Origin of the sequence: Mesorhizobium sp. M0019, from assembly GCF_040323975.1 — a bacterium.
Classification (GTDB): Bacteria; Pseudomonadota; Alphaproteobacteria; order Rhizobiales; family Rhizobiaceae; genus Mesorhizobium.
Genome location: NZ_JAMYVK010000013.1, coordinates 82,102 through 105,810, shown reverse-complemented (window position 1 = coordinate 105,810; position 23,709 = coordinate 82,102). Strand labels below are relative to the sequence as shown.

Annotated in this window: 21 protein-coding genes; 4 read left to right on the top strand and 17 right to left on the bottom strand. The window is 61.9% G+C overall.

Annotated elements, in window-relative coordinates; genetic code table 11:
- Position 1: 1 nt before the first annotated feature.
- The 3 genes from NKK47_RS12390 to NKK47_RS12380 all read right to left on the bottom strand — a co-directional run bounded on the left by NKK47_RS12390 (position 2) and on the right by NKK47_RS12380 (position 3,300).
- Positions 2-1,012 carry an Hsp33 family molecular chaperone gene (locus tag NKK47_RS12390; protein WP_352576981.1) on the bottom strand — a complete coding sequence of 337 codons (1,011 nt, stop codon included), beginning with the start codon at positions 1,010-1,012 and terminating at the stop codon, positions 2-4.
- Between the two features lie 162 nt (positions 1,013-1,174).
- The gene (gene argF, locus NKK47_RS12385) at positions 1,175-2,086 is read right to left on the bottom strand and encodes an ornithine carbamoyltransferase (RefSeq protein WP_254816329.1); all 912 of its coding nucleotides are present in this window, start codon (positions 2,084-2,086) and stop codon (positions 1,175-1,177) included.
- Positions 2,087-2,100: 14 nt separating this feature from the next.
- Positions 2,101-3,300 carry an aspartate aminotransferase family protein gene (locus tag NKK47_RS12380; RefSeq protein ID WP_023677349.1) on the bottom strand — a complete coding sequence of 400 codons (1,200 nt, stop codon included), beginning with the start codon at positions 3,298-3,300 and terminating at the stop codon, positions 2,101-2,103.
- Positions 3,301-3,655: 355 nt separating this feature from the next.
- Here NKK47_RS12380 and NKK47_RS12375 point away from each other — a divergent pair, with 355 nt between their 5' ends.
- Positions 3,656-4,180, top strand: a complete 525-nt coding sequence (locus NKK47_RS12375) for a GcrA family cell cycle regulator (protein ID WP_023677348.1) — start codon at positions 3,656-3,658, stop codon at positions 4,178-4,180.
- A gap of 126 nt (positions 4,181-4,306) precedes the next feature.
- On the opposite strand, the gene NKK47_RS12370 is transcribed toward NKK47_RS12375, so the two are convergent.
- From NKK47_RS12370 to NKK47_RS12360, 3 genes are all read right to left on the bottom strand, one after another.
- Positions 4,307-5,314 carry a magnesium and cobalt transport protein CorA gene (locus NKK47_RS12370; RefSeq protein WP_023677347.1) on the bottom strand — a complete coding sequence of 336 codons (1,008 nt, stop codon included), beginning with the start codon at positions 5,312-5,314 and terminating at the stop codon, positions 4,307-4,309.
- A gap of 116 nt (positions 5,315-5,430) precedes the next feature.
- Entirely contained in the window at positions 5,431-6,156 is a 726-nt protein-coding gene (phoU, locus tag NKK47_RS12365) for a phosphate signaling complex protein PhoU (protein WP_023677346.1), read from the bottom strand.
- A gap of 117 nt (positions 6,157-6,273) precedes the next feature.
- Positions 6,274-7,536 (bottom strand): sensor histidine kinase, encoded by a 1,263-nt coding sequence (locus tag NKK47_RS12360; RefSeq protein WP_352570369.1) that lies wholly within the window; start codon positions 7,534-7,536, stop codon positions 6,274-6,276.
- Between the two features lie 197 nt (positions 7,537-7,733).
- Here NKK47_RS12360 and ppk2 point away from each other — a divergent pair, with 197 nt between their 5' ends.
- Complete coding sequence (gene ppk2 / locus NKK47_RS12355) at positions 7,734-8,636, top strand: polyphosphate kinase 2 (RefSeq protein ID WP_352576979.1); 903 nt, start codon at positions 7,734-7,736, stop codon at positions 8,634-8,636.
- 24 nt (positions 8,637-8,660) lie between these two features.
- On the opposite strand, the gene NKK47_RS12350 is transcribed toward ppk2, so the two are convergent.
- From NKK47_RS12350 to NKK47_RS12340, 3 genes are all read right to left on the bottom strand, one after another.
- Positions 8,661-9,410 carry an enoyl-CoA hydratase-related protein gene (locus NKK47_RS12350; RefSeq protein ID WP_023677343.1) on the bottom strand — a complete coding sequence of 250 codons (750 nt, stop codon included), beginning with the start codon at positions 9,408-9,410 and terminating at the stop codon, positions 8,661-8,663.
- A gap of 15 nt (positions 9,411-9,425) precedes the next feature.
- Positions 9,426-10,064: an acyl-homoserine-lactone synthase gene (locus NKK47_RS12345; RefSeq protein ID WP_023677342.1), complete on the bottom strand. Its 639-nt coding sequence runs from the start codon at positions 10,062-10,064 to the stop codon at positions 9,426-9,428.
- A gap of 97 nt (positions 10,065-10,161) precedes the next feature.
- Positions 10,162-10,893: a helix-turn-helix transcriptional regulator gene (locus NKK47_RS12340; RefSeq protein ID WP_023677341.1), complete on the bottom strand. Its 732-nt coding sequence runs from the start codon at positions 10,891-10,893 to the stop codon at positions 10,162-10,164.
- Positions 10,894-11,164: 271 nt separating this feature from the next.
- On the opposite strand from NKK47_RS12340, the gene NKK47_RS12335 reads away from it, so the two are divergent.
- Positions 11,165-12,016: an ABC transporter substrate-binding protein gene (locus NKK47_RS12335; protein ID WP_352576977.1), complete on the top strand. Its 852-nt coding sequence runs from the start codon at positions 11,165-11,167 to the stop codon at positions 12,014-12,016.
- 14 nt (positions 12,017-12,030) lie between these two features.
- On the opposite strand, the gene NKK47_RS12330 is transcribed toward NKK47_RS12335, so the two are convergent.
- Positions 12,031-12,441 (bottom strand): tellurite resistance TerB family protein, encoded by a 411-nt coding sequence (locus NKK47_RS12330; RefSeq protein ID WP_352576976.1) that lies wholly within the window; start codon positions 12,439-12,441, stop codon positions 12,031-12,033.
- A gap of 246 nt (positions 12,442-12,687) precedes the next feature.
- Here NKK47_RS12330 and NKK47_RS12325 point away from each other — a divergent pair, with 246 nt between their 5' ends.
- Positions 12,688-14,343, top strand: coding sequence for a lysine--tRNA ligase (locus NKK47_RS12325; protein ID WP_352576974.1), 1,656 nt, complete (start codon positions 12,688-12,690; stop codon positions 14,341-14,343).
- Here NKK47_RS12325 and NKK47_RS12320 read toward each other — a convergent pair.
- The 7 genes from NKK47_RS12320 to NKK47_RS12290 form a co-directional block, all read right to left on the bottom strand.
- Positions 14,306-15,145 (bottom strand): thermonuclease family protein, encoded by an 840-nt coding sequence (locus tag NKK47_RS12320; protein WP_352576972.1) that lies wholly within the window; start codon positions 15,143-15,145, stop codon positions 14,306-14,308. The genes NKK47_RS12325 and NKK47_RS12320 overlap by 38 nt on opposite strands.
- Positions 15,146-15,156: 11 nt before the next feature.
- Positions 15,157-15,801: a S24 family peptidase gene (locus NKK47_RS12315; RefSeq protein ID WP_352576971.1), complete on the bottom strand. Its 645-nt coding sequence runs from the start codon at positions 15,799-15,801 to the stop codon at positions 15,157-15,159.
- 82 nt (positions 15,802-15,883) lie between these two features.
- The gene (locus NKK47_RS12310; RefSeq protein WP_352577021.1) at positions 15,884-18,103 is read right to left on the bottom strand and encodes a 3-hydroxyacyl-CoA dehydrogenase NAD-binding domain-containing protein; all 2,220 of its coding nucleotides are present in this window, start codon (positions 18,101-18,103) and stop codon (positions 15,884-15,886) included.
- Positions 18,104-18,115: 12 nt separating this feature from the next.
- Positions 18,116-19,324, bottom strand: a complete 1,209-nt coding sequence (locus tag NKK47_RS12305; protein WP_352576969.1) for an acetyl-CoA C-acetyltransferase — start codon at positions 19,322-19,324, stop codon at positions 18,116-18,118.
- 31 nt (positions 19,325-19,355) lie between these two features.
- Positions 19,356-20,525, bottom strand: a complete 1,170-nt coding sequence (locus NKK47_RS12300; RefSeq protein ID WP_352576967.1) for an acyl-CoA dehydrogenase family protein — start codon at positions 20,523-20,525, stop codon at positions 19,356-19,358.
- Between the two features lie 238 nt (positions 20,526-20,763).
- Entirely contained in the window at positions 20,764-22,560 is a 1,797-nt protein-coding gene (locus NKK47_RS12295) for an acyl-CoA dehydrogenase (RefSeq protein ID WP_352576965.1), read from the bottom strand.
- A gap of 237 nt (positions 22,561-22,797) precedes the next feature.
- Positions 22,798-23,259: a MerR family transcriptional regulator gene (locus NKK47_RS12290; protein ID WP_023677331.1), complete on the bottom strand. Its 462-nt coding sequence runs from the start codon at positions 23,257-23,259 to the stop codon at positions 22,798-22,800.
- Between the last annotated feature and the right edge of the window lie 450 nt (positions 23,260-23,709).

Genomic DNA, 23,709 nt, shown 5'->3' with positions numbered 1-23,709 from the left:
GTCATCCGGCCGCTGCAAACTCCGCCGGGTCGAAGTCATATTGCTTCGAGCAGAATTCGCAGGCGACGTGAATGCTGCCATCCTCGGTGCTGTCCCTGATCTCCTCGGCGGAAAAGCCTTCGAGGATGCCGTGGATCTTCTCCCTCGAGCATGAGCATTGGTCGGCGACCGGCACCCCGCCGAACACGCGGACGCCATGCTCGTGGAAAAGCCGGTAAAGCAGCCGTTCGGCGCCGATCGTCGGATCGATCAGCTCGGTCGGTTCAATAGTACCAAGCAGCGCCAGCAGCTCCTGCCAGGAATTGTCGGTCGGGTCGTGGATTTCCTCACGCGGATCGCCGTCGCCACCGGGAAGGTCGGGTACGCGCATGCGCTCCGCCGACTGCGGCAGGAATTGTGCCAGCAGGCCACCGGCCCGCCATTGCTCGCGGGCACCGCCGACGCCGGGCGTCAGAAGCTTGGCAACCGAAAGCCGGAGGTCGGTCGGAATCTGCTCCGACTGGCGGAAATAGGTGCGTGCGGCATGTTCCAGTGTGACGCCGTCGAGCTGGACGATGCCCTGGTAGCGTTGTGTGTGCGCGCCCTGGTCGATGGTCAGCGCCAGGACGCCGCTGCCGAGCAGCGTCTGCGGTGACGTCTCGCCGGCAGAAGTCAAAGCCTGCAGCCGGTCGGCATCGAAGCGGGCATAAGCGCGCAGCGCTTGCGGCGTGGAGAAATCCGCGACCAGCATGTCGACCGGCCCGTCGGTGCGGGTCTGCAGAATGAACTTGCCCTCGAACTTCAGCGAAGTTCCGAGCAATACCGTCAACACACAGGCTTCAGCCAGGAGCCGGGCGACCGGCTCGGGATAGTCGTGGCGGCTCAGAATAGCATCGAGCATCGGCCCGAGCTGGACGGTGCGACCGCGCACGTCGAGCGGGCCGACCTCGAACGGCACGACATGGTCGTCGCCGGCGTAGCCGAATTCGCCGAGCTTGGGTTTATGTTCAGCCAATTGATGAGTTTCCAACATGACAAAGCTCCGGGGCGCGGCGATGCCGCCCTCCGGGGCGCATGCGACGAGACGCGCTCGATTTGCGTGGTGCGCCTGAGATAGGCACCACCAACTCCCGGATCAAGGCGGCCCAGATCAAGGCGGCGCAGATCAGGCCGGCCCGGATCACCGCGGCTCGTATCAAGCGCCCAGGCACCAGGCCAGGACCGCCTTCTGGGCATGGAGCCGGTTCTCGGCCTCATCGAACACCACCGAATGCGGTCCGTCGATGACCTCGTCGGTAACCTCCTCACCGCGATGCGCCGGTAGACAGTGCATGAACAGCGCGTCCGGCTTGGCTTTCGCCATCAGTGCCGCATTGACCTGATAGGGCAGGAAGACATTGTGGCCGCGGGCACGGTGCTCCTGGCCCATCGACACCCAGCAGTCGGTGACGATGCAGTCGGCCTCGTGAACGGCCTCCTCGGGCGAACGGGTGAATTTCAGCTTGCCGCCATTGGCTTTCGACCAGTCGACATGCTTCTGGGCCGGTTCGCTGCCCTCGGGCACGGCGACGTTCAGCTTGAAATGGAACCGCGCGGATGCCTCCAGCAGCGAATGCAGCACGTTGTTGCCGTCGCCGGTCCAGGCGATCGTTTTACCGGCCACCGGACCGCGGTGCTCTTCGAAGGTCATGATGTCGGCCATCAGCTGGCAGGGATGGGTCTCGTCGGTCAGCCCGTTGATGACGGGGACCGTAGCGTTTTCCGTCAGTTCCAGCAGCCGGTCATGCGAGGTGGTGCGGATCATGATGGCATCGACATAGCGCGACAGCACCTTGGCCGTGTCGGCAATGGTCTCCGAGCGGCCAAGCTGCATCTCGGTGCCGGTCAGCATGATCGTCTCGCCACCCAACTGCCGCATACCGACGTCGAACGACACGCGCGTGCGCGTCGACGGCTTGTCGAAGATCATCGCCAGCACCTTGCCTTCGAGCGGCTTGCTGCGTTCGCCGGCCTTGAGCCTTGCCTTTCGCACCGCTGCGTCGTCGAGCATGAAGCGCAGATCGCCTTCGGAAACGGCGGAAAGATCGGTGAAATGGCGAAGGGACATCAGGAATTCCAGGATTACTTCGCAGCGGCAGCGACGATGGCATCTGCCAGGCTCTTGGCGCCGGCACGAATGCGCTCGAGCGCTTCGTGGATCTCGGCGTCGGTGACGGTGAGAGGCGGTAGCAGGCGGATAACGTTGTCGCCGGCCGGAACCGTCAAGAGATGCTGGTCACGCAGTGCCACCGTAACCTTGGTGTTGGGCATCGCGCATTTAAGCCCGAGCATCAGGCCGGTGCCCCTGATGCTTTCGATAACATCCGGAAATTCGTCGGCGACGCCAGCGAGCCCCTGCTTCAACAGCAGTGCCTTGCGCCGGACGTCTTCGAGAAAGCCGTCTTCCAGCACCACGTCGAGCACGGCGTTGCCGACCGCCATTGCCAGCGGATTGCCGCCGAAGGTGGTGCCGTGCACGCCGGCGGTCATGCCGACCGCTGCCTCGTCGGTGGCGAGGCAGGCACCCATCGGGAAGCCGCCGCCGATGCCTTTGGCCACCGCCATGAGGTCGGGTGTGACACCCGCCCATTCATGCGCGAACAGCTTTCCGGTGCGGCCGACGCCGCATTGGACCTCGTCGAAAATCAGGAGCAGTCCGTGCTGATCGCAGAGCTGCCTGAGCCGCTTCAGCGATTGCGTCGGCACTTGCCTGATGCCGCCCTCCCCTTGCACCGGCTCGATCAGGATCGCCGCGGTTTCAGGCGTGATCGCCTTCTCGGCGGCATCCACATCGTCGAAACCGACCTGGTCGAAGCCGTCGACCTTGGGGCCGAAACCTTCCAGATACTTGTACTGGCCGCCGGCGGCGATGGTCGCCAGGGTGCGGCCGTGGAAGGCGCCTTCGAAGGTGATTGTGCGGTAGCGCTCGGGATGGCCCTTGACGAAGTGGTACCGCCGCGCCGTCTTGATGGCGCATTCGAGCGCCTCTGCGCCGGAATTGGTGAAGAACACCTTGTCGGCAAAGCTTGCGTCGGCCAGCCGCTCGCCGAGCCGGCTCTGTCCCGGAATCTCGTACAGATTGGAGACGTGCCAGAGCTTGGCGGCCTGCTCGGTGAGGGCCGCGACCAGATGCGGATGGCTGTAGCCCAACGAATTCACGGCGATGCCGCCGGCGAAATCGAGATATCGCTCGCCCTTGTCGGTGACCAGCCAGGTGCCTTCACCGTGGTCGAAAGCCAGGGGTGCGCGAACAAAGGTCTCGAAAAGCGCCGAACCGCTCATTATATGCGTCTCCGGAACCGGAAAAATCAAAAAGCCGCCAAAGCGGCGGCCCTTGTGGCTTATCGTGTTTTTCGGCCGTGAAGTCAACGAAAAGGTCGCGCAAGGTCGCGCGGCAAGCCCCCCAGCATAACGCCGGCTCATAAGCGACCGGGCAAGTTGGGGAAAACCGAAAAAACCGATTCGTGTTGGCCTTGGGACTCTTGTCACCGAGTCAGCGCATAAGGTAATTGTAGTAGAGAAATAACTAGATTTCGTGCGGCGGACCTAATCACCCGATATATGTGGTGTCTGCCCGGCAGAAGCCGGGTCGGGAATGGATTCCGATTGCCGCACGTTTCAGCAGGAGCGCGGTCTCATGAACTGGACTGACGAGCGAGTCGAACTTCTCAGAAAATTGTGGTCGGAGGGCCTCAGCGCCAGCCAGATCGCCGCACAGCTTGGCGGGGTCAGCCGCAATGCGGTCATCGGCAAAGTGCACCGGCTGAAACTGTCCGGTCGCGGACGCACGACCGCCTCACCGGCACGCCAGAAGAAGACGGTGCAGGGATCGACGATCCAGAAATCGGTGTCCCGGGCAGCAAGCGCCACGCGCCATGCCACCACCTCGATGTCGATCGGTGCGACCGCGCTCAAGGCGCAGTTCGATGCCGAACCGGTGGCGCGCCACTATATCCGCCCGGTCGAGAACGTCGTCGTGCCGATCTCGCGGCATCTGCAACTTGTCGAACTCAACGAGCGCACTTGCAAATGGCCGAACGGCGATCCGCTTTCGGAAGACTTCCATTTCTGCGGCAACGACGCCGCCGAAACCGGCCCCTACTGCAAGTACCACGCCCGCGTGGCGTTCCAGCCGGCATCGGAGCGGCGGCGGAGCAGATAGTTAGGGGAATAGGGGAGTAAGGCAGTACGGCAGTAGGTGAATTGTAGAGAAGCGCGCTCCCGAAGCGATAGCCTACTGCCCTACTGCCCTACTGCCCTCCTGCCCTCCTGCCCTCCTGCCCTCGCTTCAAAGCCACCCATTCTTGCGAAACCGCCAGTAAAGAAACGTGCAGATCAGGGCAATTGCCGCCAGGACGGCCGGGTAGCCATATTCCATCCTCAGTTCCGGCATGTCGCTGAAATTCATGCCGTAAATGCCGGCGAATGCCGTCGGCACGGCCAAGATTGCGGCCCATGAGGCAAGCTTCTTGGAGATCGCCGTCTCCTGGCTTTGACCGACCAGAAGGCTCGCCTCGAAGGCGAAGGCGAGAACCTCACGCAGGCTGTCGATCTTTTCCTGGACAGTGCGGATGTGGTCGGTGACGTCGCGAAACAGCGGGTGCATGGCTGTGTGGATTTGCGGCAGATCGGCGCTGGTGAGCCGCCGGCAGACCTCCACCAGCGGCAGGGCCGCATTACGCAGGCGCAAGAGATCGCGGCGCAGCATATAAAGCCGTTCGATATCGGAGCCGGTCATCGGTTTCAGCAGAACCTTGTCCTCGATCGCCTCGACCTCGTTTTCGATCTGCTCAAGCACCGGCATATAGTTGTCGACGATGAAATCGAGAATGGCGTAGAGGACGAAATCCTCGCCCTTGGCAAGCGAATGCGGGCAGCTTTCCCAATGCTGGCGAACGGCCGCGTAGGAGGTCGACGGGCCATGCCTGACGCTGACAATGTAGCCCGCGCCGACGAACAGATGCGTCTCGCCGAAGGTGACGCGGCTGTCGATCAGCTGCGCCGTGCGGGCAACGATGAACAGGGCATCACCATATTGCTCGATCTTCGGTCGCTGGTGCGGATGCTCGGCGTCCTCGATCGCCAGCTCATGCAGATGGAATTGCGCCTGGACGCGCAGCAACAAATTGCGGTCGGGCTCCAGCAGTCCGATCCAGACCACGTGGCCCGGCTTCCCGGCCCATTCGCCGGCTTCCTCGATCGGAATGTCGGCGATGCGCCGCCCAGCCGTATAGACGCCGCAAGCGATTATACCCGACATCGGCGGCGCAGGAGCAAACTCGCGGACGTATTCCATCGCAGCCTCCTGAAGGCGGGGCCTTCATCGCGGAACTGAGAAGTCGGCGCGTCGAAAGCTTAGCGCAATTTTCTGTCAGGTGGCGAATCCGAAATTCGCATCAGTTCTGAGAGAACTCACTTCGCTGGTTGGGTTGCGGGAAGAATAATCTTGTCCGTCTTGTCGCCCTTCGGACGATCGGCCGGCATCTGATCGCCGGTGACGATATAGTAGATCGTCTCGGCGATGTTGGTAGCGTGGTCGCCGATGCGCTCGATGTTCTTGGCGCAAAACAGGAGATGTGTGCAGGGCGTGATGTTGCGTGGGTCTTCCATCATGTAGGTCAGCAATTCGCGAAACAGAGAGGTGTACATGGCGTCGATCTGGTCGTCGCGGTCGCGCACGAAACCGATTTTCTCCACCGACCGCGACGCGTAGACGTCGAGTACTTCCTTGAGCTGGGTCAGTGCCAGATTGGCCAAAGCCTCGAGGCCGCGGAACAGGCTGTTCGGCTGGCGCCCGTCTGCGACGGCAACCACCCGCTTGGCGACGTTCTTGCCGAGGTCGCCTACCCGTTCGAGGTCAGCCGAGATGCGGATCGCGCCGACGATCTCGCGCAGATCCGTCGCCATCGGCTGGCGTTTGGCGATGATGATGATCGCCTTGTCGTCGATCTCGCGCTGTCCCTCATCCAGAACCAGGTCGTCCCGAATGACTTTCTGGGCAAGCCCCGGATCCGCATTGACCAGCGCCGCGACCGCCTGCTCGACCATGCGCTCGGCATGCCCGCCCATCGCCGCGATGCGCTTCGACAGATATTTCAGCTCCTCGTCATAGGCGCTGACGATATGCACGGATTGCATGGACGAAATGCCTTCCCGGGATCTCGTGGTTGAGTCGTTCCCTCGAATCCCCGCTGATACGCTAGCCGGATGACAGAAAAAAGAAACGGCCCATTATGTGCTAGAGATAGTACTACGTTAGCGAGCCGGCAAATGGACCGTGAACGCCGCACCCTTGCCGACCTCCGACCTGATGGAGAGTCTGGCGTTGTGGCGGGTCAGGATATGCTTGACGATGGACAGGCCAAGGCCGGTGCCCTTCTGGGTTCGGCTGTTCTCGACGTCGATGCGGTAGAAGCGCTCGGTGATGCGCGGGATGTGCTCTTCGGGGATGCCGGGGCCGAAATCCCTGATGGTGACGTCGATGCCTGGTTCGGGATCGCTGTCGCTGCGTATGATCGACACCACGACGCGTCCGCCCGACTGACCATATTTGCAGGCGTTTTCCAGCAGGTTTTCGAAGACCTGGAAAAGCTCGTCCCGATCGCCGGGCACGTCGAGCGGCCCTTCCGCGAAATCACGCTCGATGACGACGCCGTTTTCCTTTGCGAGCGGCCCAAGCGAATCGATGACGCTGTCGATGGCCTGGCGCAGGTCGACCTCGGTTCCCGGCTTGAGATAGGGCTTCATCTCCAAGCGCGACAGCGACAGAAGGTCGTCGATGAGGCGCGCCATGCGGCTGGTCTGGTTCTGCATGATCTGCAGGAACTGCTCGCGCGCCGCGGGGTCGTTGCGGGCCGGCCCGCGCAGCGTCTCGATGAAGCCGGCGATCGAGGCGAGAGGCGTGCGCAGCTCGTGGCTGGCATTGGCAATGAAGTCGGCACGCATTCTGTCGATCCGGCGCGCCTCACTCTGGTCCTTGAACACCAGCACGTAGAGATCCGTGGCATGGCCGACTGAAGACGCGCTCACCCGATAGGCTCGTTCGACCGGCAGCTTTTCTATGTAGTCGACGCTGTCCGAAGCGACGTTGCCCGCCAAGATACTATCCAGCAAGGCCTGCATTTCCGGCGCGCGGAATTTCAGCGACAGCGACATGCCGGGGGCAATCCCGCCGAAGGCGGCAAAGGCAGCGGCGTTGGCGTGGACGATGGCGGCGGAGCGATCGAAAATGATCAGCGGATCGGCAACCGCCGCCGCGAGATATTCGCCGGAAAGTTGTTGCACGCTTGACTCGATGGCCGCGGCATTTTCGGTCGATTGGCGGGCGATGCCGGCCGGCAGCATCGCAGCGGCAACCAGCACGGCGCCAGCCAGCAGCACCACATAGCCAGACATGCCGGCAAAACCATAGACCATCAGAACTGCAACGAGGCCGGCCGCCAGCAGCCAGCGGCTGTTCCACAGCCGCATGGCGACGGCTTGCGCCCTGCCTCTCCGCTCTGTGCCGATGTCGGCCATTTGCGCTCCGTCTGCGGCCACTTCAAGAACTTCTTGCTGGACCGGCGCTAGAGCGCAGTGCGTCCAATTGGACGCACAAAGGACGCTCTACCACTTTATCTGCTGCATCGTTCTTTCCGAAAATCGATTCCGATTTTCGGGCCGATGCAGTAAGGCTCCCAATAGCACGAGTCCGGAAGCTGGAAAGGTTCGCCTCGATGAAAAACGCTAAGGAAAGCCCCGCCGCACCCTCATCGGGGCCGCTGAAGATCATGATCGACGGCAAGGAGAGAGCGTTCGACATCGAGGCCCCCGCGCTTCCCGACTGGGTCGAGGACCGCAAGCTCACCGCCGGCGGTTACCCTTACGACAAGAAGATGAAGAGCGAGGAGTATGACGAGAGGCTAGAGAAGCTGCAGATCGAGCTGGTCAAGGCGCAGGCGTGGCTGCAGTCGACGGGCAACCGGGTAATGTCGCTGTTCGAGGGGCGCGACGCTGCCGGCAAGGGCGGCACTATCTTCGTTTTGCGCCAGTATCTGAACCCTCGCACGGCGCGCAACGTGGCGCTGACCAAGCCAACGCCCACCGAGCTTGGACAATGGTACTTCCAGCGCTACGTCGACCACTTCCCGACGTCGGGCGAATTCGTCACCTTCGACCGCTCCTGGTATAACCGCGCCGGCGTTGAACCGGTGATGGGATTCTGCACGCCCGAGCAGCACAAGCAATTTCTGGACGAGGTTCCGCATTTCGAGCGGATGATCCGCAACGAGGGCATACATTTCTTCAAATTCTGGCTGAACATCGGCCGGGAAACGCAGCTCGAGCGATTCCACGACCGCCGCTGGAGCCCGCTGAAGAGCTGGAAGTTTTCGCCAATCGACATCGCCGGCATCACCAAATGGGACGAATACACCAAAGCGCGCGACCTGATGGTCGAGCGCACGCACAAGGAGTTCGCGCCCTGGATCATTGTGCGGGCGAACGACAAACGGCGCGCGCGGCTGGCCGTCATGCAGCGCATTCTCCTTTCGCTTCCCTATGACGGCCGCGACCTCGACGTCATCGGCAAGGAGGACAAGAAGATCATCGGCGAAGGGCCGACTTTCCTCGAAAAATAAGCTCACCTCATCGATACGCGGCTCTCATGCCGCCAGCCGGGCAATCCGCTGCAGTCGCTTCAGCGTGGTGTCGTCCTGCAGCGCCTGCTGGAAAAGCGAGATCTCCTGGTCGATGCGGTCGCAGAGCGCGCCGGTGTCGCCCCTAAGCAGGTCGCGCGTCTGTAGCAGCGCCGCGACAGGCTTCTTGGCGAGTTGCCTGGCTCTTGCCAACGTGGCTTCCTCGACGCTGCCGTCCGTCACGATCTCGCCGACAAGGCCCAGTGCCCTGGCATCTTCGGCGGCGAGCGTGTCGCCCAGGCAGAAGAAGCGGAACGCCCCGGCATAGCCGAGCTTCTGCGGCGCCAGAATGCTGGTCGCCGCGTCCGGCACCAGGCCGAAATCGACGAACGGCACCCGAAACGTGCTCTTGCTCGAGGCGATCACCATGTCGCAGTGGAACAGGATGGTGCAACCGACGCCGACGGCGTCGCCGTCGACACAGGCAAGGACCGGTTTCGGGAACGTCGCCAGCGTGCGGAACATATCGGTGACGGCGGCGATCAGTCGCCGATGTTTGGTGGCGTCGAGAAATTCGGAGAAATCGGCACCGAGGCAGAAGCACCCGGCCAAGCCGCGCAGGACCACGACGCGGACGTCGTCGTCGACAGCGGCTTCGTGGAATGTCCTGGCCAGGCTTTCATAGGCCCGCCTGTCCAGGACCGGGCGGCCGTCACCCGACGATACCGTGACGATCAGCGTGTGATTGCGGAATTCTGCTTTTGAGTGAACGTTCATGGCCTCTCTCCAATCTCACGAGGCGCGTCTCTGTCCGAGCATGTCCGGGTACCCTCTGGCCAGCACCGGCGCAAAATGGTTGCGGCGCGAACGCACCACGTCGAGCGTGTGCTCGTTGAAGGTGAGCAGTGTGGCAACCACCTGCTGGTTGCCATAGGTACGCTGGTAACCGAGCGGCGTTGCCAGGAAATGCAGCTGCAGCGCGCGAAGCACCCACATCGGCTCGAATTCGATGATCACCTGGTTGACGTTGCGCTTCAGACCCCACTCGACGAAGCCGGCGATCAGCTCGGTGCCGACCGTCGACACGCCGCGCCGACCGTCGCGGAATCCCGGCGCAACCGCATAGCGGGTCAGTTCATAGACATTCGGGCCCGACGGTGGGGTTCCCTCATAAAGGTCCGCCAGCACATCGGTTAGAAGATGTGCCCGGGTCGTCGGCAGCATCCGCTGATAACCGGCGAGCTCGCCATTGCGGATGACGATCTGGTGCACTGCCTCGTCGTGGTCGAATTGATCGATCTCGAGGCCATCAGGGCGCTGCAGATCGGTCCATCCCATCTCTTCGACGAAAACTCTGTAACGCAAACGATGAACTGCCTCCCAGAGGTCGGGCCGTTCCATCAATTCCTGGGTCGTGAGGGAAAAAAGCATTTGCCGTCTCCTAGTTTCAATAGGAAGATACGGCCGTGCTTTCCCAAAAAAATTACGCGATCACGCAAGCAAGAATTTCTAGGCCGGCGCGGCCGACCTAGTTAATATAGCCGCGCCTTATCGCTTCCGCGACGGCCTGGACCCGGTTGACGGCACCGAGTTTGCTTTTGGCGTTAAGAAGGTGTTTCTCTGACGTGTGTTCCGAAATGCCGAGAATTTGTGAAATCTCCCATTCGGACTTGCCAACAGCAGCCCATTGCAGGCATTCGCGCTCACGCGGCGTTAATTCGACATGATCGATGGTTTTGCCCGCCATGGTGTGGAGCTGCATTGCGCGGCCAATCGCATAAGTCGAGACCAGCGACACCAACCCGAACTCGGCGCTCGACAATTCGACAGCCTCGCCGCCTAGCGACACCATGACGATCTGGCCATCGAGCGTGATTAGCGGGAAGGCCAACCCGTCGCGCAGCTTGAATTCGCCGGCATCGCCCATCACCTCGCCGCCGCTCTTGCCGATGCGGATGCCCTGAGATGCTTCCCGCCACTGGAATGGCGCTTGAAGCTGCTTCATGTGGCTGACGACGGGGTCGTGATCGACGTAGTTGCGCGCGACGTAGCGCTCAAGCCATTCAGCCGGCCAGTCGCAGAGCAGCACATGGTCCTTTTGCTGGTTTCTCGGCGTGCCAGGTTGCGGAACCGTCCCGGCCATCAGCGCCGTCAGCCCAAACCCGCTTGTTACCCCCAGCAGCTTTTCGCAGACGGCGGCGGCTGTGCCGGCGTGCTGCAACTGATCTATCAACTCCAGCGTACGATCGAAATGACCCATCGCAACATCTACCCCATGTTGCCTTCCGCTCTTGAGGCCAATGGCAGTGATCAACCCGCACCACGCCATCAACCCCGGACTGCAAAGCTGCCTCCCCTGTGCGTCCTACTGCTCCTCTTCAGCCGGCATCACGCAGTCACTTGCAAACTCACTAAACAATATCCCTAAATTGCAATGATGAAACCAAAAACCGTCGTACCTGTGTTTTTTTCGTACAAAAACCTGTGTTATTTCGTACGAAAGGCGGGGCAAGACCGGACGGAGTCGTCGCGTGGCGTTTCGGCGCATATCCATTTCATTGATCTTGATATTGATCGGAGCGCAATCGCTTGCGGCTGCTGCGCTCGCCGCGGAGCCGCAGGTGCCGGTGTTCTGGGACGCCAAGGAGCGGCTGCCAAAGCCGGACCTTTCGATGCTGCCGCGGCTGCGATTCCTGACCACCACGGATTTCCCGCCGTTCAATTTCCTCGATGGGGCAGGCCGGCTGTCGGGCTTCCATGTCGACCTGGCGCGCGCCATCTGCGCCGAGCTCGGCATTGCCGAAAAATGCCAGATCCAGTCGCTGCCCTGGGCCGAGCTCGAAGGTGCGCTCGGGAAAGGCGAGGGCGAAGCGATCATTGCCGGCATCGCCGCGACGCCGGAGTCGCGGTCGAAATACGCATTTTCACGCTCCTACCTGCAATTTCCGGCACGCTTCATCATGCTGAAGACACAGGCGCTGACCGAACCAATGTTCGACAAGCTGCGCAGCAAGCGTGTCGGCGTGATCGCCGGCTCCGCGCACGAGCGGATGCTGCGCGATTATTTCGGCGACGTCCAAATCGTCCCGTTCGCAAAGCCGGAGGAGCTTTATGGCGAGCTGAAAGCCGGCAAGATCGACGCCGCCTTCGGCGACGGCATGCGTTTCGCCTTCTGGCTCGGCGGTTCGGATGCAGCGGGCTGCTGCCGCTTTGCCGGCGGCCCCTATCTGGCGCCCGAATATCTCGGCTCAGGCATGGCAATCGCCACTAGGGCCGACGATCCGGCACTGGCCGCCGCTTTCGACTACGCGCTGCAGGAAATCTCGGTGAAAGGCACGTTCGCCGAGTTCTATCTGCGCTATTTTCCCGTCAGTTTTTTCTGAGCTTGGCCGCCGGCTCAGGTCAGCGTGCGAAGGCGGGCCTTGGCGGCTCGCGCAACGGCGGCGACCGTCAGCGCATCGAGGTCGAGTTCCCGGCGGACGAGCTGCAGGACGCGCACCTCCTCCAGGCGCATTTCGAGATCGACAGCTGCGACCTCGAAGGCGGCGGCATAGGCGGTGTCACGCAGGCGTTCGGGCAGCGCCTCGGCGACGCGCGCCAGGACGCCCTCCAGCCCATCCTTTTCATGCAGCATTTTCTGGCAGGCCTGGGCGACCTCGACCAGCCGCTCCTGGTTGAAATCCTCAAACACCGGCCAGGATCGAACGACGTCGCCGATCCGCGCCAGTTCGACGTCGGTCATGTCGCGGTCTGACGCCGAGGTGATGACCATCAGGTAGATCATGGCTTCGTGTGGCGACAATGGCATTTACAACTCCTTGAGATGGTCCCGAAGTTAGGAACGAGGGACCGGCGCCGCAAGGAAAAACAGCCGCGATCGTTGGCGCTCCGATCACGCCTTGGAACTTGATCCATCCTGACTATCGGGACGGGGGCTCTTAATCTTCTTGCCTGATCACGGTCCTGCCCGAAAACCGGGTTCCACTTTTCGGGATCATGGTCTAGAGCATGCGGCTGCCGGCATGGATGCTGGCAAAGTTGCAGGAATAGCATCATGGCCGAACAACAGCCGATCGATCTCAGCCCGGAAGTCCTCGCCGCCGCCGCCGAAAGCAAGGCGTGGCCATTCGAGGAAGCGAAAAAGATCGTCGCCCGCTACGCGAGCAGCGGCTACCCGGAAACGGTGCTGTTCGAGACCGGCTACGGCCCGTCCGGCCTGCCGCACATCGGCACGTTCGGCGAGGTGGCGCGCACATCTATGGTGCGCCACGCCTTCCGCGTGCTGACTGAAGACAAGGTCAAGACGCGGCTGCTGTGCTTCTCCGACGACATGGACGGATTGCGCAAGGTGCCGGACAATGTGCCTAACAAGGACATGCTGCGCGCCTATCTCGGCAAGCCGCTGACCAGGATACCGGACCCGTTCTCCAATCAGTATCCGTCCTTCGGCGCCGCCAATAACGCACGGCTGCGCGCTTTCCTCGACCGTTTCGGCTTCGATTACGAATTCGCTTCCTCGACCGACTATTATACTTCCGGCCGCTTCGACGCGACGCTGCTCAAGATGCTCGAGCGCTTCGATAAGGTGATGGCAATTATGCTGCCGTCGCTGCGCGAGGAGCGGGCGCTGAGCTATTCGCCCTTCCTGCCGATCCATCCCAAGACCGGCATCGTCATGCAAGTCGCGATCGACGAGCGCAAGCTCGACGCCGGCACCATCGTGTGGCGCGACCCGGACACCGGCGAGCGCTTCGAGACGCCGGTGACCGGCGGTCATGCCAAGCTGCAATGGAAGCCAGATTGGGCGATGCGCTGGGCAGCACTCGGCGTCGATTACGAGATGTCCGGCAAGGATCTGATCGATTCCGTCAAGCTCGCCGGGCAGATTTGCCGCGCGCTCGATGCTCCGGCACCGGAGGGCTTCAATTATGAGCTGTTCCTCGATGAGAACGGCCAGAAGATCTCGAAGTCGAAGGGCAATGGGCTGACCATCGACGAGTGGCTGACTTACGCGCCGACCGAGAGCCTTAGCCTTTATATGTTCCAGCGCCCGCGAACCGCGAAGAAGCTTTATTTCGACGTCATCCCGAAGGCGGTAGACGAATATTACACGTTCCTCTCTGCCTATCAGAGGCAGGACTGGAAGGAGCGGCTGGGCAATCCGGTCTGGCACATGCATGACGGCAATCCCCCGGCAGTCGACCTGCCGGTTCCGTTCTCGCTGCTGCTCAACCTGGTCAGCGCCTCGAATGCGCAGAACAGGGACGTGCTGTGGGGTTTCATTTCGCGCCACGCGCCGGGTGTGACGCCGACAACCCATCCCGAGCTCGACCGGCTGGCCGAATATGCCATCCGCTATTTCGACGATTTCGTGAAGCCGGCGAAAGTGTACCGTGCTGCCGACGCGGTCGAGCGCGAGGCGCTGACCAAGCTTTCGGAAGCGCTCGCCGCGCTGCCGGCTGATGCCGACAGCGAGGCAATCCAGAACGCTGCCCTCAATGTTGCGCGCAAGATCGAGCGCTACCAGGATCATTCCAAGCAGAGCCCGGAGGGCGGACCCGGTGTCTCCGTCGCCTTCTTCCAGATGATCTATCAGGTGCTGATAGGTCAGGAACGCGGGCCGCGCTTCGGCTCCTTCGCCGCGCTCTACGGCATCGCCGAAACGCGCGAGCTCATTCAGCGGGCGCTGGCTGGTCAGCTGGCGGCATGAGGACGCCGTCTTGCTCCTCCAGGATCGAGCTAGGCGCTACAGGCGCGGATCGCGACGCAGCAGCCGGGAGCGGCGGCAGGCCTGAAACGCTCGGCGCCGGCCCGAAGACGCCTTTTTTTGCTGCACGCGCCTTCTCGCCGGCTTCTGCGTAAGGGCCGCCCTTGGCGGCGCGCGCCCAGCCATTTTCGACCAGCCATTGGCCGATATCCTGATTGCCGATCCGGCACTCGGCGGCGATCAGATCACGACCGCCTTCGGGCGGCACGGCACAGACCACCGCACGACTGCGGAGAAAGGCGCGGAAGGCCGTTCGCGCCCGAATGCCGCAATTCCAGGACTCGCCGCCGTCGGTGCAAGTCTCCTCCTGCTTGACGATGTCGATACCGGAAACCGCAATCGAATAGCCCTTTGCTTCGATGACCCCGGCGGCCGACGCGACGGGCTGGAATAGTTTCGTGCCTTTCCAGTCGTCGGGCATTTTCGTTTTTGGCGGCTTGGGCGGTCCGGCCAATGCCAGATCGCTCAACGGGGCGCGCGGCTCTATCCGTTCAAGCTCGTTGGAACCGAGCTGCGGCGGCACCACGATTTCTGGATCGATTGCCCTCGAATGCGCCGCCTGCTTGGCCGGCACTGGTTTCGGGATGGCCGACGTAGCCGGCGCGGCGGGCTGCGGTTCAGCGCCGACCTGGATTTGCTCCCAGGGGTCGCCGCTTTCGCTCTGGACGGCGCGGCCGCCGGCGACAATTGCCGTGGCCATCGCCGGGATCGCCAGAACAGCCAAGGCAAGGTGAGGCAGACGCACCGGCCCCGCGCCTACTGGCTTGCCCAGACAATCCGCGCCACCCATTCGACATCGCGCATGGGGATGTCGCGGTCCGGGTGATCGGGATTGACGGAGACCAGCGCGATCGACCTCGGTGTCTGGCGGTCGAGCACCTTGGCCATCACCTCGCCGGCATTGGTCTTGACGACGACGCGATCACCCTTTCGTATGGTAGCCCCTGGCTCGACGATCAGGACATCGCCATTGCGATAGAGCGGCAGCATGGAATCGCCCTGGACCTTCAAGGCATAGGAGGTTTCGGTTGCCCGTGCCGGAAGCTCGATCAGGTCCCATCCCTGCCCCGCTGGAAACCCGGCGTCGTCGAAGAAGCCACCGGCGCCCGCCTGGGCGAAGCCGAGCAGCGGCACCGACGATCTCTGCACGGGTAGTGCGCCGGAATTACCCCGACCCTCGACCAGCCCCGCAAATTCATCCAGCGAGGCGCCGGTCGCCTCGATGATCTTGGCCAGCGATTCGGTCGACGGCCAGCGCGGCCGTCCATCTGAGGACAGCCGCTTCGATTTGTTGAAGGCGGTCGAGTCGAGGCCAGCGCGCCTGGCCAGTCCAGAGGCCGAAAGCGAATAACGCTCGGCAAGAGCGTCGATGGCGGCCCAAACGCGGTCGTGCGAGAGCACCTTGCTCTTCCTTCGAAACAGGAAAAAATACCTTCCCTGTTCTATCCCTTGGCCGCCATCTTGTCCACCGCCGAAGACGGGGTCAGGCTGCCTCCTTGGCCTCGTCCCTGGTATAGGGATCGAAGCGCTCGTAGAAGGTCTCGCCCTTCTCGGCCATATCAAGCAGCAGCTTCGGCGCCTTGAACTCGGTGCCGTATTTCTTCTGCAGGCGCTTGGCGAGTTTGACGAATTTCTTCGCGCCGATGCCGTCGATGTAGGACAGTGCACCGCCTGTATAGGGCGCGAAGCCGAAGGCCAGGATCGAGCCGACATCGGCCTCGCGTGGGTCGGTAACGATGCCCTCTTCCATCACCCGTACCGCCTCAAGCGCGATGGTGACCAACAGCCGCTGCTTCAGTTCCTCATAATCGACCTGCTCCGGCGCCAGCTGCGGGTAGAGATCCCTGAGGCCTGGCCACAGCTTCTTCTTGGCCGGTTTTGCCGGATAGTCATAGAAGCCCTTGCCGTTCTTGCGGCCCAAGCGACCATGCGTGTCGACCATCGTGTTGATCAGCGCCATCTGCTTCGGATCGACCGCCTTGTCGCCGAGGTCGCGCATGGTCTGCTTCATGATCTTCTGGGCAAGGTCGATCGCCGTCTCGTCGGTCAACGCCAAAGGACCGACCGGCATGCCGGCGGCCTTGGCCGCGTTCTCGATCATTGGCGCCGGAACACCTTCGATCAGCATCTTGTAGGCCTCCGACATGTAGCGCAGCACGCAGCGATTAACATAGAAGCCGCGCGTATCGTTGACGACAATCGGCGTTTTCTTGATGGCACGGACAAAGTCGATCGCGGTTGCCAACGCCTTGTCGCCGGTCTTCTTGCCGAGGATGATCTCGATCAGCATCATCTTGTCGACCGGCGAGAAGAAATGGATGCCGATGAAATTCTTCGGCCGCGCCGAATTCCTGGCCAGCGATGTAATCGGTATGGTCGACGTATTCGAGGCGAAGATCGCCGACGGCTTGAGCACAGCCTCGGCCTGTTCGGTGGCACCCTTCTTTACGGCCGAATCCTCGAATACCGCCTCGACCACAAGATCGCAGCCGGCGAGATCCGCATAGTCGGCCGTCGGCGTGATTAGCGACAGCAACTGATACTTGTCCTGCGGCTTGGCACGGCCCTTCTTTACCTGATCCGAGATCAGGTTGTCGGAATGCGCCTTGCCCTTGGCGGCGGACTCCATGTCGCGGTCGAGCAGCACCACCGGAATGCCGGCCTTGGCCGTCACATAGGCTATACCGGCGCCCATGAAGCCGGCGCCGAGTACGCCGATCTTCTTGAACTTCGTTTCCGGCACACCGGCCGGGCGGCGCGCGCCCTTGTTCAGTTCCTGCAGCGACACGAACAGCGAACGGATCATCGCTGCCGCTTCCCTGGTCTGCATGATCTCGGTGAAATAGCGTTGTTCGATCCGCAAGGCGGTGTCGAACGGCACCAACAGGCCCTCATAGACGCATTTCAGGATGGCGGCAGCGGCGGGATAATTGCCATAGGTCTCTCGGCGCAGAATGGCGATGGCCGGCGGCCACAGATTGGCACCGGCCACCGAATAGATCGGGGCGCCGGGCAGCTTGAAGCCCTTTTCATCCCATGGCGCCACCGGTTTCAAGCCGTTCCTGATCATCGCCTTGGCGGTTTCGACCAGCTTGTCCGGCTCGGCAATCTCATGGATCAGGCCCATCGACTTGGCCTTCTGAGGCGACAGCGTCTGGCCGGACGTCAGCATTTGCAGCGCCTGCTGCTGGTCGGTCAGCCGTGGCACGCGCTGGGTGCCGCCGGCCCCCGGAAAAATGCCGATCTTCACTTCGGGAAGCGCCATCCTCACTTTGTCTGAATCGGCCGCGACACGGCCATGGCAGGCGAGCGACAATTCGAACGCGCCACCCATGCATGTGCCGTTGATCGCCGAAACCCATGGCTTTCCCGAAGTTTCCAGCTTACGGAACAGGCCGTTCATGGTGCCCGCATTGTCGAACAGCGCCTTGGTCGCCTTCTCCGGGTCCTTCGCCTTGTCGGCGGCGAAGGTCGCCAGCATCTTCTGCAGCATGGTGATGTCGGCGCCGCCCGAGAACGTATCCTTGCCGGAGGTGATCACCGCGCCCTTTATCGCTGCATCGCTCGCCACTTTGTCGACGATGGTATTCAGTTCGAGCATCACCTCCTCGGTGAAGACGTTCATCGAACGGTCCGGCATGTCCCAGGTGACCAGCGCAATGCCGTCGGCGTCGATGTCGAGGGTGAAATTGGTGTAGCTCATCATCTCTCTCCGTCAGACGCGTTCGATGATCGTTGCAGTGCCCATGCCGGCGCCGATGCAAAGCGTCACCAGCGCGGTGTTGAGGTCGCGGCGTTCCAATTCGTCCAGCACCGTGCCGAAGATCATCGCACCGGTGGCGCCGAGCGGATGGCCCATGGCGATGGCCCCACCATTGACGTTGATCCGGTCATGCGGAATATCGAAAGCCTGCATGTAGCGCAGCACCACCGAAGCGAAGGCCTCGTTGAGCTCGAACAGGTCGATGTCCGACAGCTTCATCTTCGTCCGCTTCAACAGCTTTTCAGTAACGTCGACCGGGCCGGTCAGCATCAGCACCGGTTCCGAGCCGATGTTGGCAAAGGCGCGGATGCGCGCGCGCGGCTTGAGGCCGAGCGTCTTTCCCGCCTTTTTCGAGCCGAGCAGCACGGCCGCCGCGCCATCGACGATGCCCGACGAATTGCCGGCATGGTGGACGTGGTTGATCTCTTCCACCTCGGGATGCTTCTGCACGGCGACGGCGTCGAAGCCGCCCATTTCGCCCGGCATGACAAAGGACGGATTGAGAGCGGCCAGTGACTGCATGTCGGTCGAAGGCCGCATGTGTTCGTCACGGTCGAGGATGGTCAGGCCGTTCTGGTCCTTGACCGAGATCACCGAATTCTTGAAGCGGCCCTCGCCCCACGCCTTGGCAGCACGCTTCTGGCTTTCCACCGCGTAGGCATCGACATCGTCGCGCGAAAAGCCGTATTTGGTGGCGATCAGGTCGGCCGAGATTCCTTGCGGCACGAACCAGCCGGGCAGGCCGACCGATGGGTCCATGAACCAGGCGCCGCCGGAGGCGCCCATGCCGACGCGCGACATCGATTCGACGCCACCGGCAATGACGATCTCGTCGGCGCCCTGCGCGATCTTGGCGGCGCCGAAATTGATGGCGTCGAGGCCCGAGGCGCAGAAGCGCGATATCTGCATGCCAGGCGCCTTGGTGTCGTAGCCGGCCTCGAAAGCCGCGGCACGTGGAATGACCGCACCCGCCTCGCCAACCGGATCGACACAACCGAAGATGATGTCGTCGACGGTGCCGGTGTCCAGCCCGTTGCGGTCGCGGATGGCCTCGAGCACCTTGGCGCCGAGCCGCACCGCCGGCACTTCGTGCAGCGAGCCATCCTTCTTGCCCCTGCCGCGCGGCGTGCGCACGGCATCATAGACATAAGCTTCGGCCATTTTCCTGCTCCTTGGGTTTGCTGAAACTCGCTCAGAGCGAGCGTCCGATCAGCAATTTCATGATCTCGTTGGTGCCGCCGTAGATGCGCTGGACGCGGGCGTCGCGGAACATGCGCGCAATCGGATATTCATTCATGTAGCCATAGCCGCCATGCAATTGAAGGCATTCGTCGACGACTTTTCCTTGCAGGTCCGACAGCCAGTATTTGGCCATAGACGCGGTCACCGGGTCGAGGCCGCCGTTAATGTGGCGGGCAACGCAGTCATTATAGAAGACGCGGCCGATGGTCGCCTCGGTCTTCAATTCGGCAAGCTTGAACTGGGTGTTCTGGAATTCGATGATGGGCTTGCCGAAGGCCTTGCGCTCCTTGACGTAGTCGATGGTAAGCGCCAAGGCCCGCTCGACCATGGCGATAGCAGTGGTGCCGATCTGCAGCCGCTCCTGCGGCAATTGTTGCATCAACTGGACGAAGCCCTGGCCTTCGTCGTTGCCGAGCAGGTTCGAGGTCGGCACACGTACGTCGTTGAAGAACAGTTCCGACGTGTCGTTGGCCTTGAGGCCGATCTTGTCGAGGTTGCGGCCGCGCTCGAAACCCTCCACCTCGTCGGTCTCGACGACGATCAGCGAGATGCCCTTGGCGCCCTTCTCAGGATCGGTCTTGGCAACGACGATGATGAAATTGGCGAGCTGGCCGTTGGTGATAAAGGTCTTCGAGCCGTTGAGCTTGTACCGGTTGCCGTCCTTTTCGGCGCGCGTCTTGACGCCTTGAAGGTCGGAGCCCGCACCCGGCTCGGTCATGGCGATGGCGCCGATCAGCTCGCCGGTCGCCAGCCTCTGCAGCCACTTCTTCTTCTGCTCCTCCGAGCCGTAGTGGAGGATATAGGGGGCAACGATCGAATTGTGCAGGCCAATGCCGAACCCGTCGACGCCGACATGGCCGATCGCCTCGATGATGGCGCTCTCATGCGCGAAGGTGCCGCCCGATCCGCCATATTCCTCCGGCATAGAGGCGCAGAGCAGGCCGGCAGCACCCGCCTTCAGCCAGCTCTCGCGGTCGACCATTTCGTTCTTCTCGAACTCGTCGTAACGCGGCGCGATCTCTTCCGACATGAAGCGGTGCGCCATGTCGTAAAGCATGCCGACCTCGTCCGTCGCCCAGGCGGGCTTGGGAAGGCCAAGGATTTCGGCGGGGTGGGTCATGGTTTCTCTCTCGCGCCGACGTTCCCCTCCCCCTCGAGGAGAGGGTGGCCGCGAAGCGGCCGGATGGGGTCGCCGATGACTTGCTCGACCTTATCTTTTACAACCTGCGCCATGTGCCACGGCATTGCGATCATTTTCCTCCAAGGCATGCATCAGAATGAAGGTCGGCGCACTGCACGCAGGACCCCTCCCGGCCCTTCGGGCCACCCTCCCCTCGAGGGGGAGAGGAACGCCGAAGCTAGAACGCTTCCGCCGGCAGTGCCATCAATGTGTCGGCACCGCTGGAGATGCGGGCAAGATGCGCCGACGTCTCCGGCATGATCCGCTCTATGAAGAAGCGCGCCGTCACCAGCTTGTTGTCGTAGAAAGACGAAGCGCCGTCGGCGCCATTCGCCAATCTCGCTGCGGCCACCCTGGCCATCCGGGCCCACATATAGCCCAGCGCCACCAGGCCGAAGAGATGCATGTAATCGGTCGAGGCGGCACCGGCGTTATCGGGCTTGGCCATACCGTTCTGCACCAGCCACATCGTCGCCGTCTGCAGATCGTTGAGGCCCTTCTTCAGCGCCTTGGTGAAGGGCGCCATCGTCTCGTCGGTGCGGTTTTCCTCGCAGAACTCTCCGACTTCCTTAAAGAAAGCCTGGACCGCGCGGCCGCCATTCAAGGCCAGCTTGCGGCCGACGAGGTCGAGCGCCTGGATGCCGTTGGCACCCTCATAGATCATGGCGATGCGCGCATCGCGGACGAACTGGCTCATGCCGTGCTCTTCTATATAGCCGTGGCCGCCGAAGACCTGCTGCGCCATTACCGCATGATCGAACCCCTTGTCGGTGAGCACGCCTTTGACCACCGGCGTCATCAGGCCGGTGTAGTCCTCTGCGACCTGGCGATCTTTGTCGTCACCGGAGCGGTGAGCGATGTCGGACTTGATCGCCGTCCACAGCGCCAGCGCGCGGCCGGCCTCGTTGAACGCCTTCATGGTCATCAGGCTGCGGCGGATGTCCGGATGGACAATGATCGGATCGGCCTTCCTGTCCGGCGCCTTCGGCCCTGACAGCGAGCGGCCCTGCAGACGATCCTTGGCGTAGGAAACCGCATTCTGGTAGGCAACCTCAGATAGCGAAAGTCCCTGCAGGGCGACGCCAAGCCGCGCCTCATTCATCATGGTGAACATTGCTTTCAGCCCGCCATCGGCCTCGCCGAGCAGCGTGCCTTCAGCGTCGTCGTAATTCATGACGCAGGTCGAGTTGCCATGGATACCCATCTTCTCCTCGATCGAGCCACAGGAGACGGTGTTCTTCTCGCCCGGATTGCCTGAGGCATCGAGCTTGAGCTTCGGCACGATGAACAGCGAGATGCCCTTCACGCCATCCGGCGCGCCCTCGATACGGGCCAGCACCAGGTGGACGATATTGTCCGACATGTCATGCTCGCCGGCCGAGATGAAGATCTTCTGACCGGAGATCCTGTAGGTGCCGTCGCCATTTGGGACGGCCTTGGTGCGCAGCAAGCCAAGATCGGTTCCGCAGTGTGGCTCGGTCAGGTTCATGGTGCCGGTCCAGGCGCCCTCGACCAGCTTCGGCAACCATGTTGCCTTCTGCTCTTTGGTGCCATGGGTGATGATCGCAGCGATCGCGCCTTGCGTCAGGCCGGCATACATCATCAGCGACATATTGGCCGACACCATGTATTCGGCAACCGCAGTGTGCACCGCGTAGGGCAAGCCTTGCCCGCCAAACTCGACAGGTGCCGCGAGCCCCATCCAGCCGCCTTCGCGATACTGGTCGAAAGCTTCCTTGAAGCCTTTCGGCGTCGTTACCGAACCGTCGTCATGGCGCATGCAGCCTTCCACGTCGCCAACGCGGTTCAGCGGCTGCATCACGTTTTCGGCGAGCTTCGCGCCCTCGGCAAGGATGGCCTCGAGCACATCCGGCGTCGCGTCGGAAAATCCGGGAAGATTGGAATAACGCTGATATCCCAGCACTTCGTTCAGCACGAACAGCGTGTCCCGGACCGGCGCTCTGTAGATCGGCATGCGTTTCCTCCACCATGCGGTCTTGGCCCCGAAATCAGCCCCAGCATATGAGGATGGCAGACGGACCAACGTTGTGGTCGAGATAACAAATATTGACGTTTGCGTAAACGTCAATTCGGCGGTGCGGCAAATTTTCTCCCGCGCGCCAGGACGACAAACGACGAAGCACGGCAAACGACGAAGAATCGCGCAGCGAAAGCCACGCGGCTCTTATTCGTCACAAATCGAAAGCTTAGTTTAGCTCGCTACGCTGGCCTGCGGCGTCGAGCGCTCGATCAGCATTTGCCGGACGGTCGACATCGAAGCACTCAGTTCGCTGATGGCGTCGTCGATCAGCGCCCGCTGCTTCTGCAGACGGGCAAGCTGCTTCTCCGACTTGTCGAGCGCCAGCCGCAATTGCTTGGTGTTGGAGCCGTTCGGATCATAGAGGTCCATCATCTGCTTGACGTCGCGCAGCGAGAACCCGACCTTGCGGCCAAGCAGGATCAGCTTCAGCCGGGCCCTGTCGCGGCGTGTATAGAGACGGGTCGAGCCGTCGCGCTGCGGGTTGAGCAGACCCTTGTCCTCATAGAAACGCAGCGTACGCAGCGTCACTCCGTATTTCTTGGCCATTTCGCCGATGCGGACAAGCTCTTCACCGGCTTCGCTCGACATATCGTTGGTGTTGGCCGCGGCTTGGCCGGGCGAAATAAGTTTCATGGTCACTGGCTTTCCCCGTCTGGTGGCGTCGCGGTCGCGGACCTTGCGTCGCCTGAGTGAAAGCGGGGGCGTGCTTCCACTCGTGGTTTCAACAAACAAATCGCAAACGGCGTAATCCGCTCATTTACGTTTACGTCAATTCTATATCGATAGCCGCCTCACCACGCAAGAGCGTTCTGGTCTTGCAACTTTATGACGCAGCACCAGCGGACAACCTAAAAGGTCGTTCCCGATTTCGGGAGCGATCATGCGGCTGATCAAAATTCTACAACGTCTTTTGCGCGTCCAAAAAAGACTCCCGGCGCCGTCGGCAGCCAGCCGACGAAGTTGCAACTTCTTAAGCTTGGTTAACGCGTTGTTTACCACGTTGGGGCGAAATGTGCGCATGTCGGTTACCCGTGTCTATCCTGTACTGAATTTTTCACGGTTTTTCGGAGCGCGGATGAGACC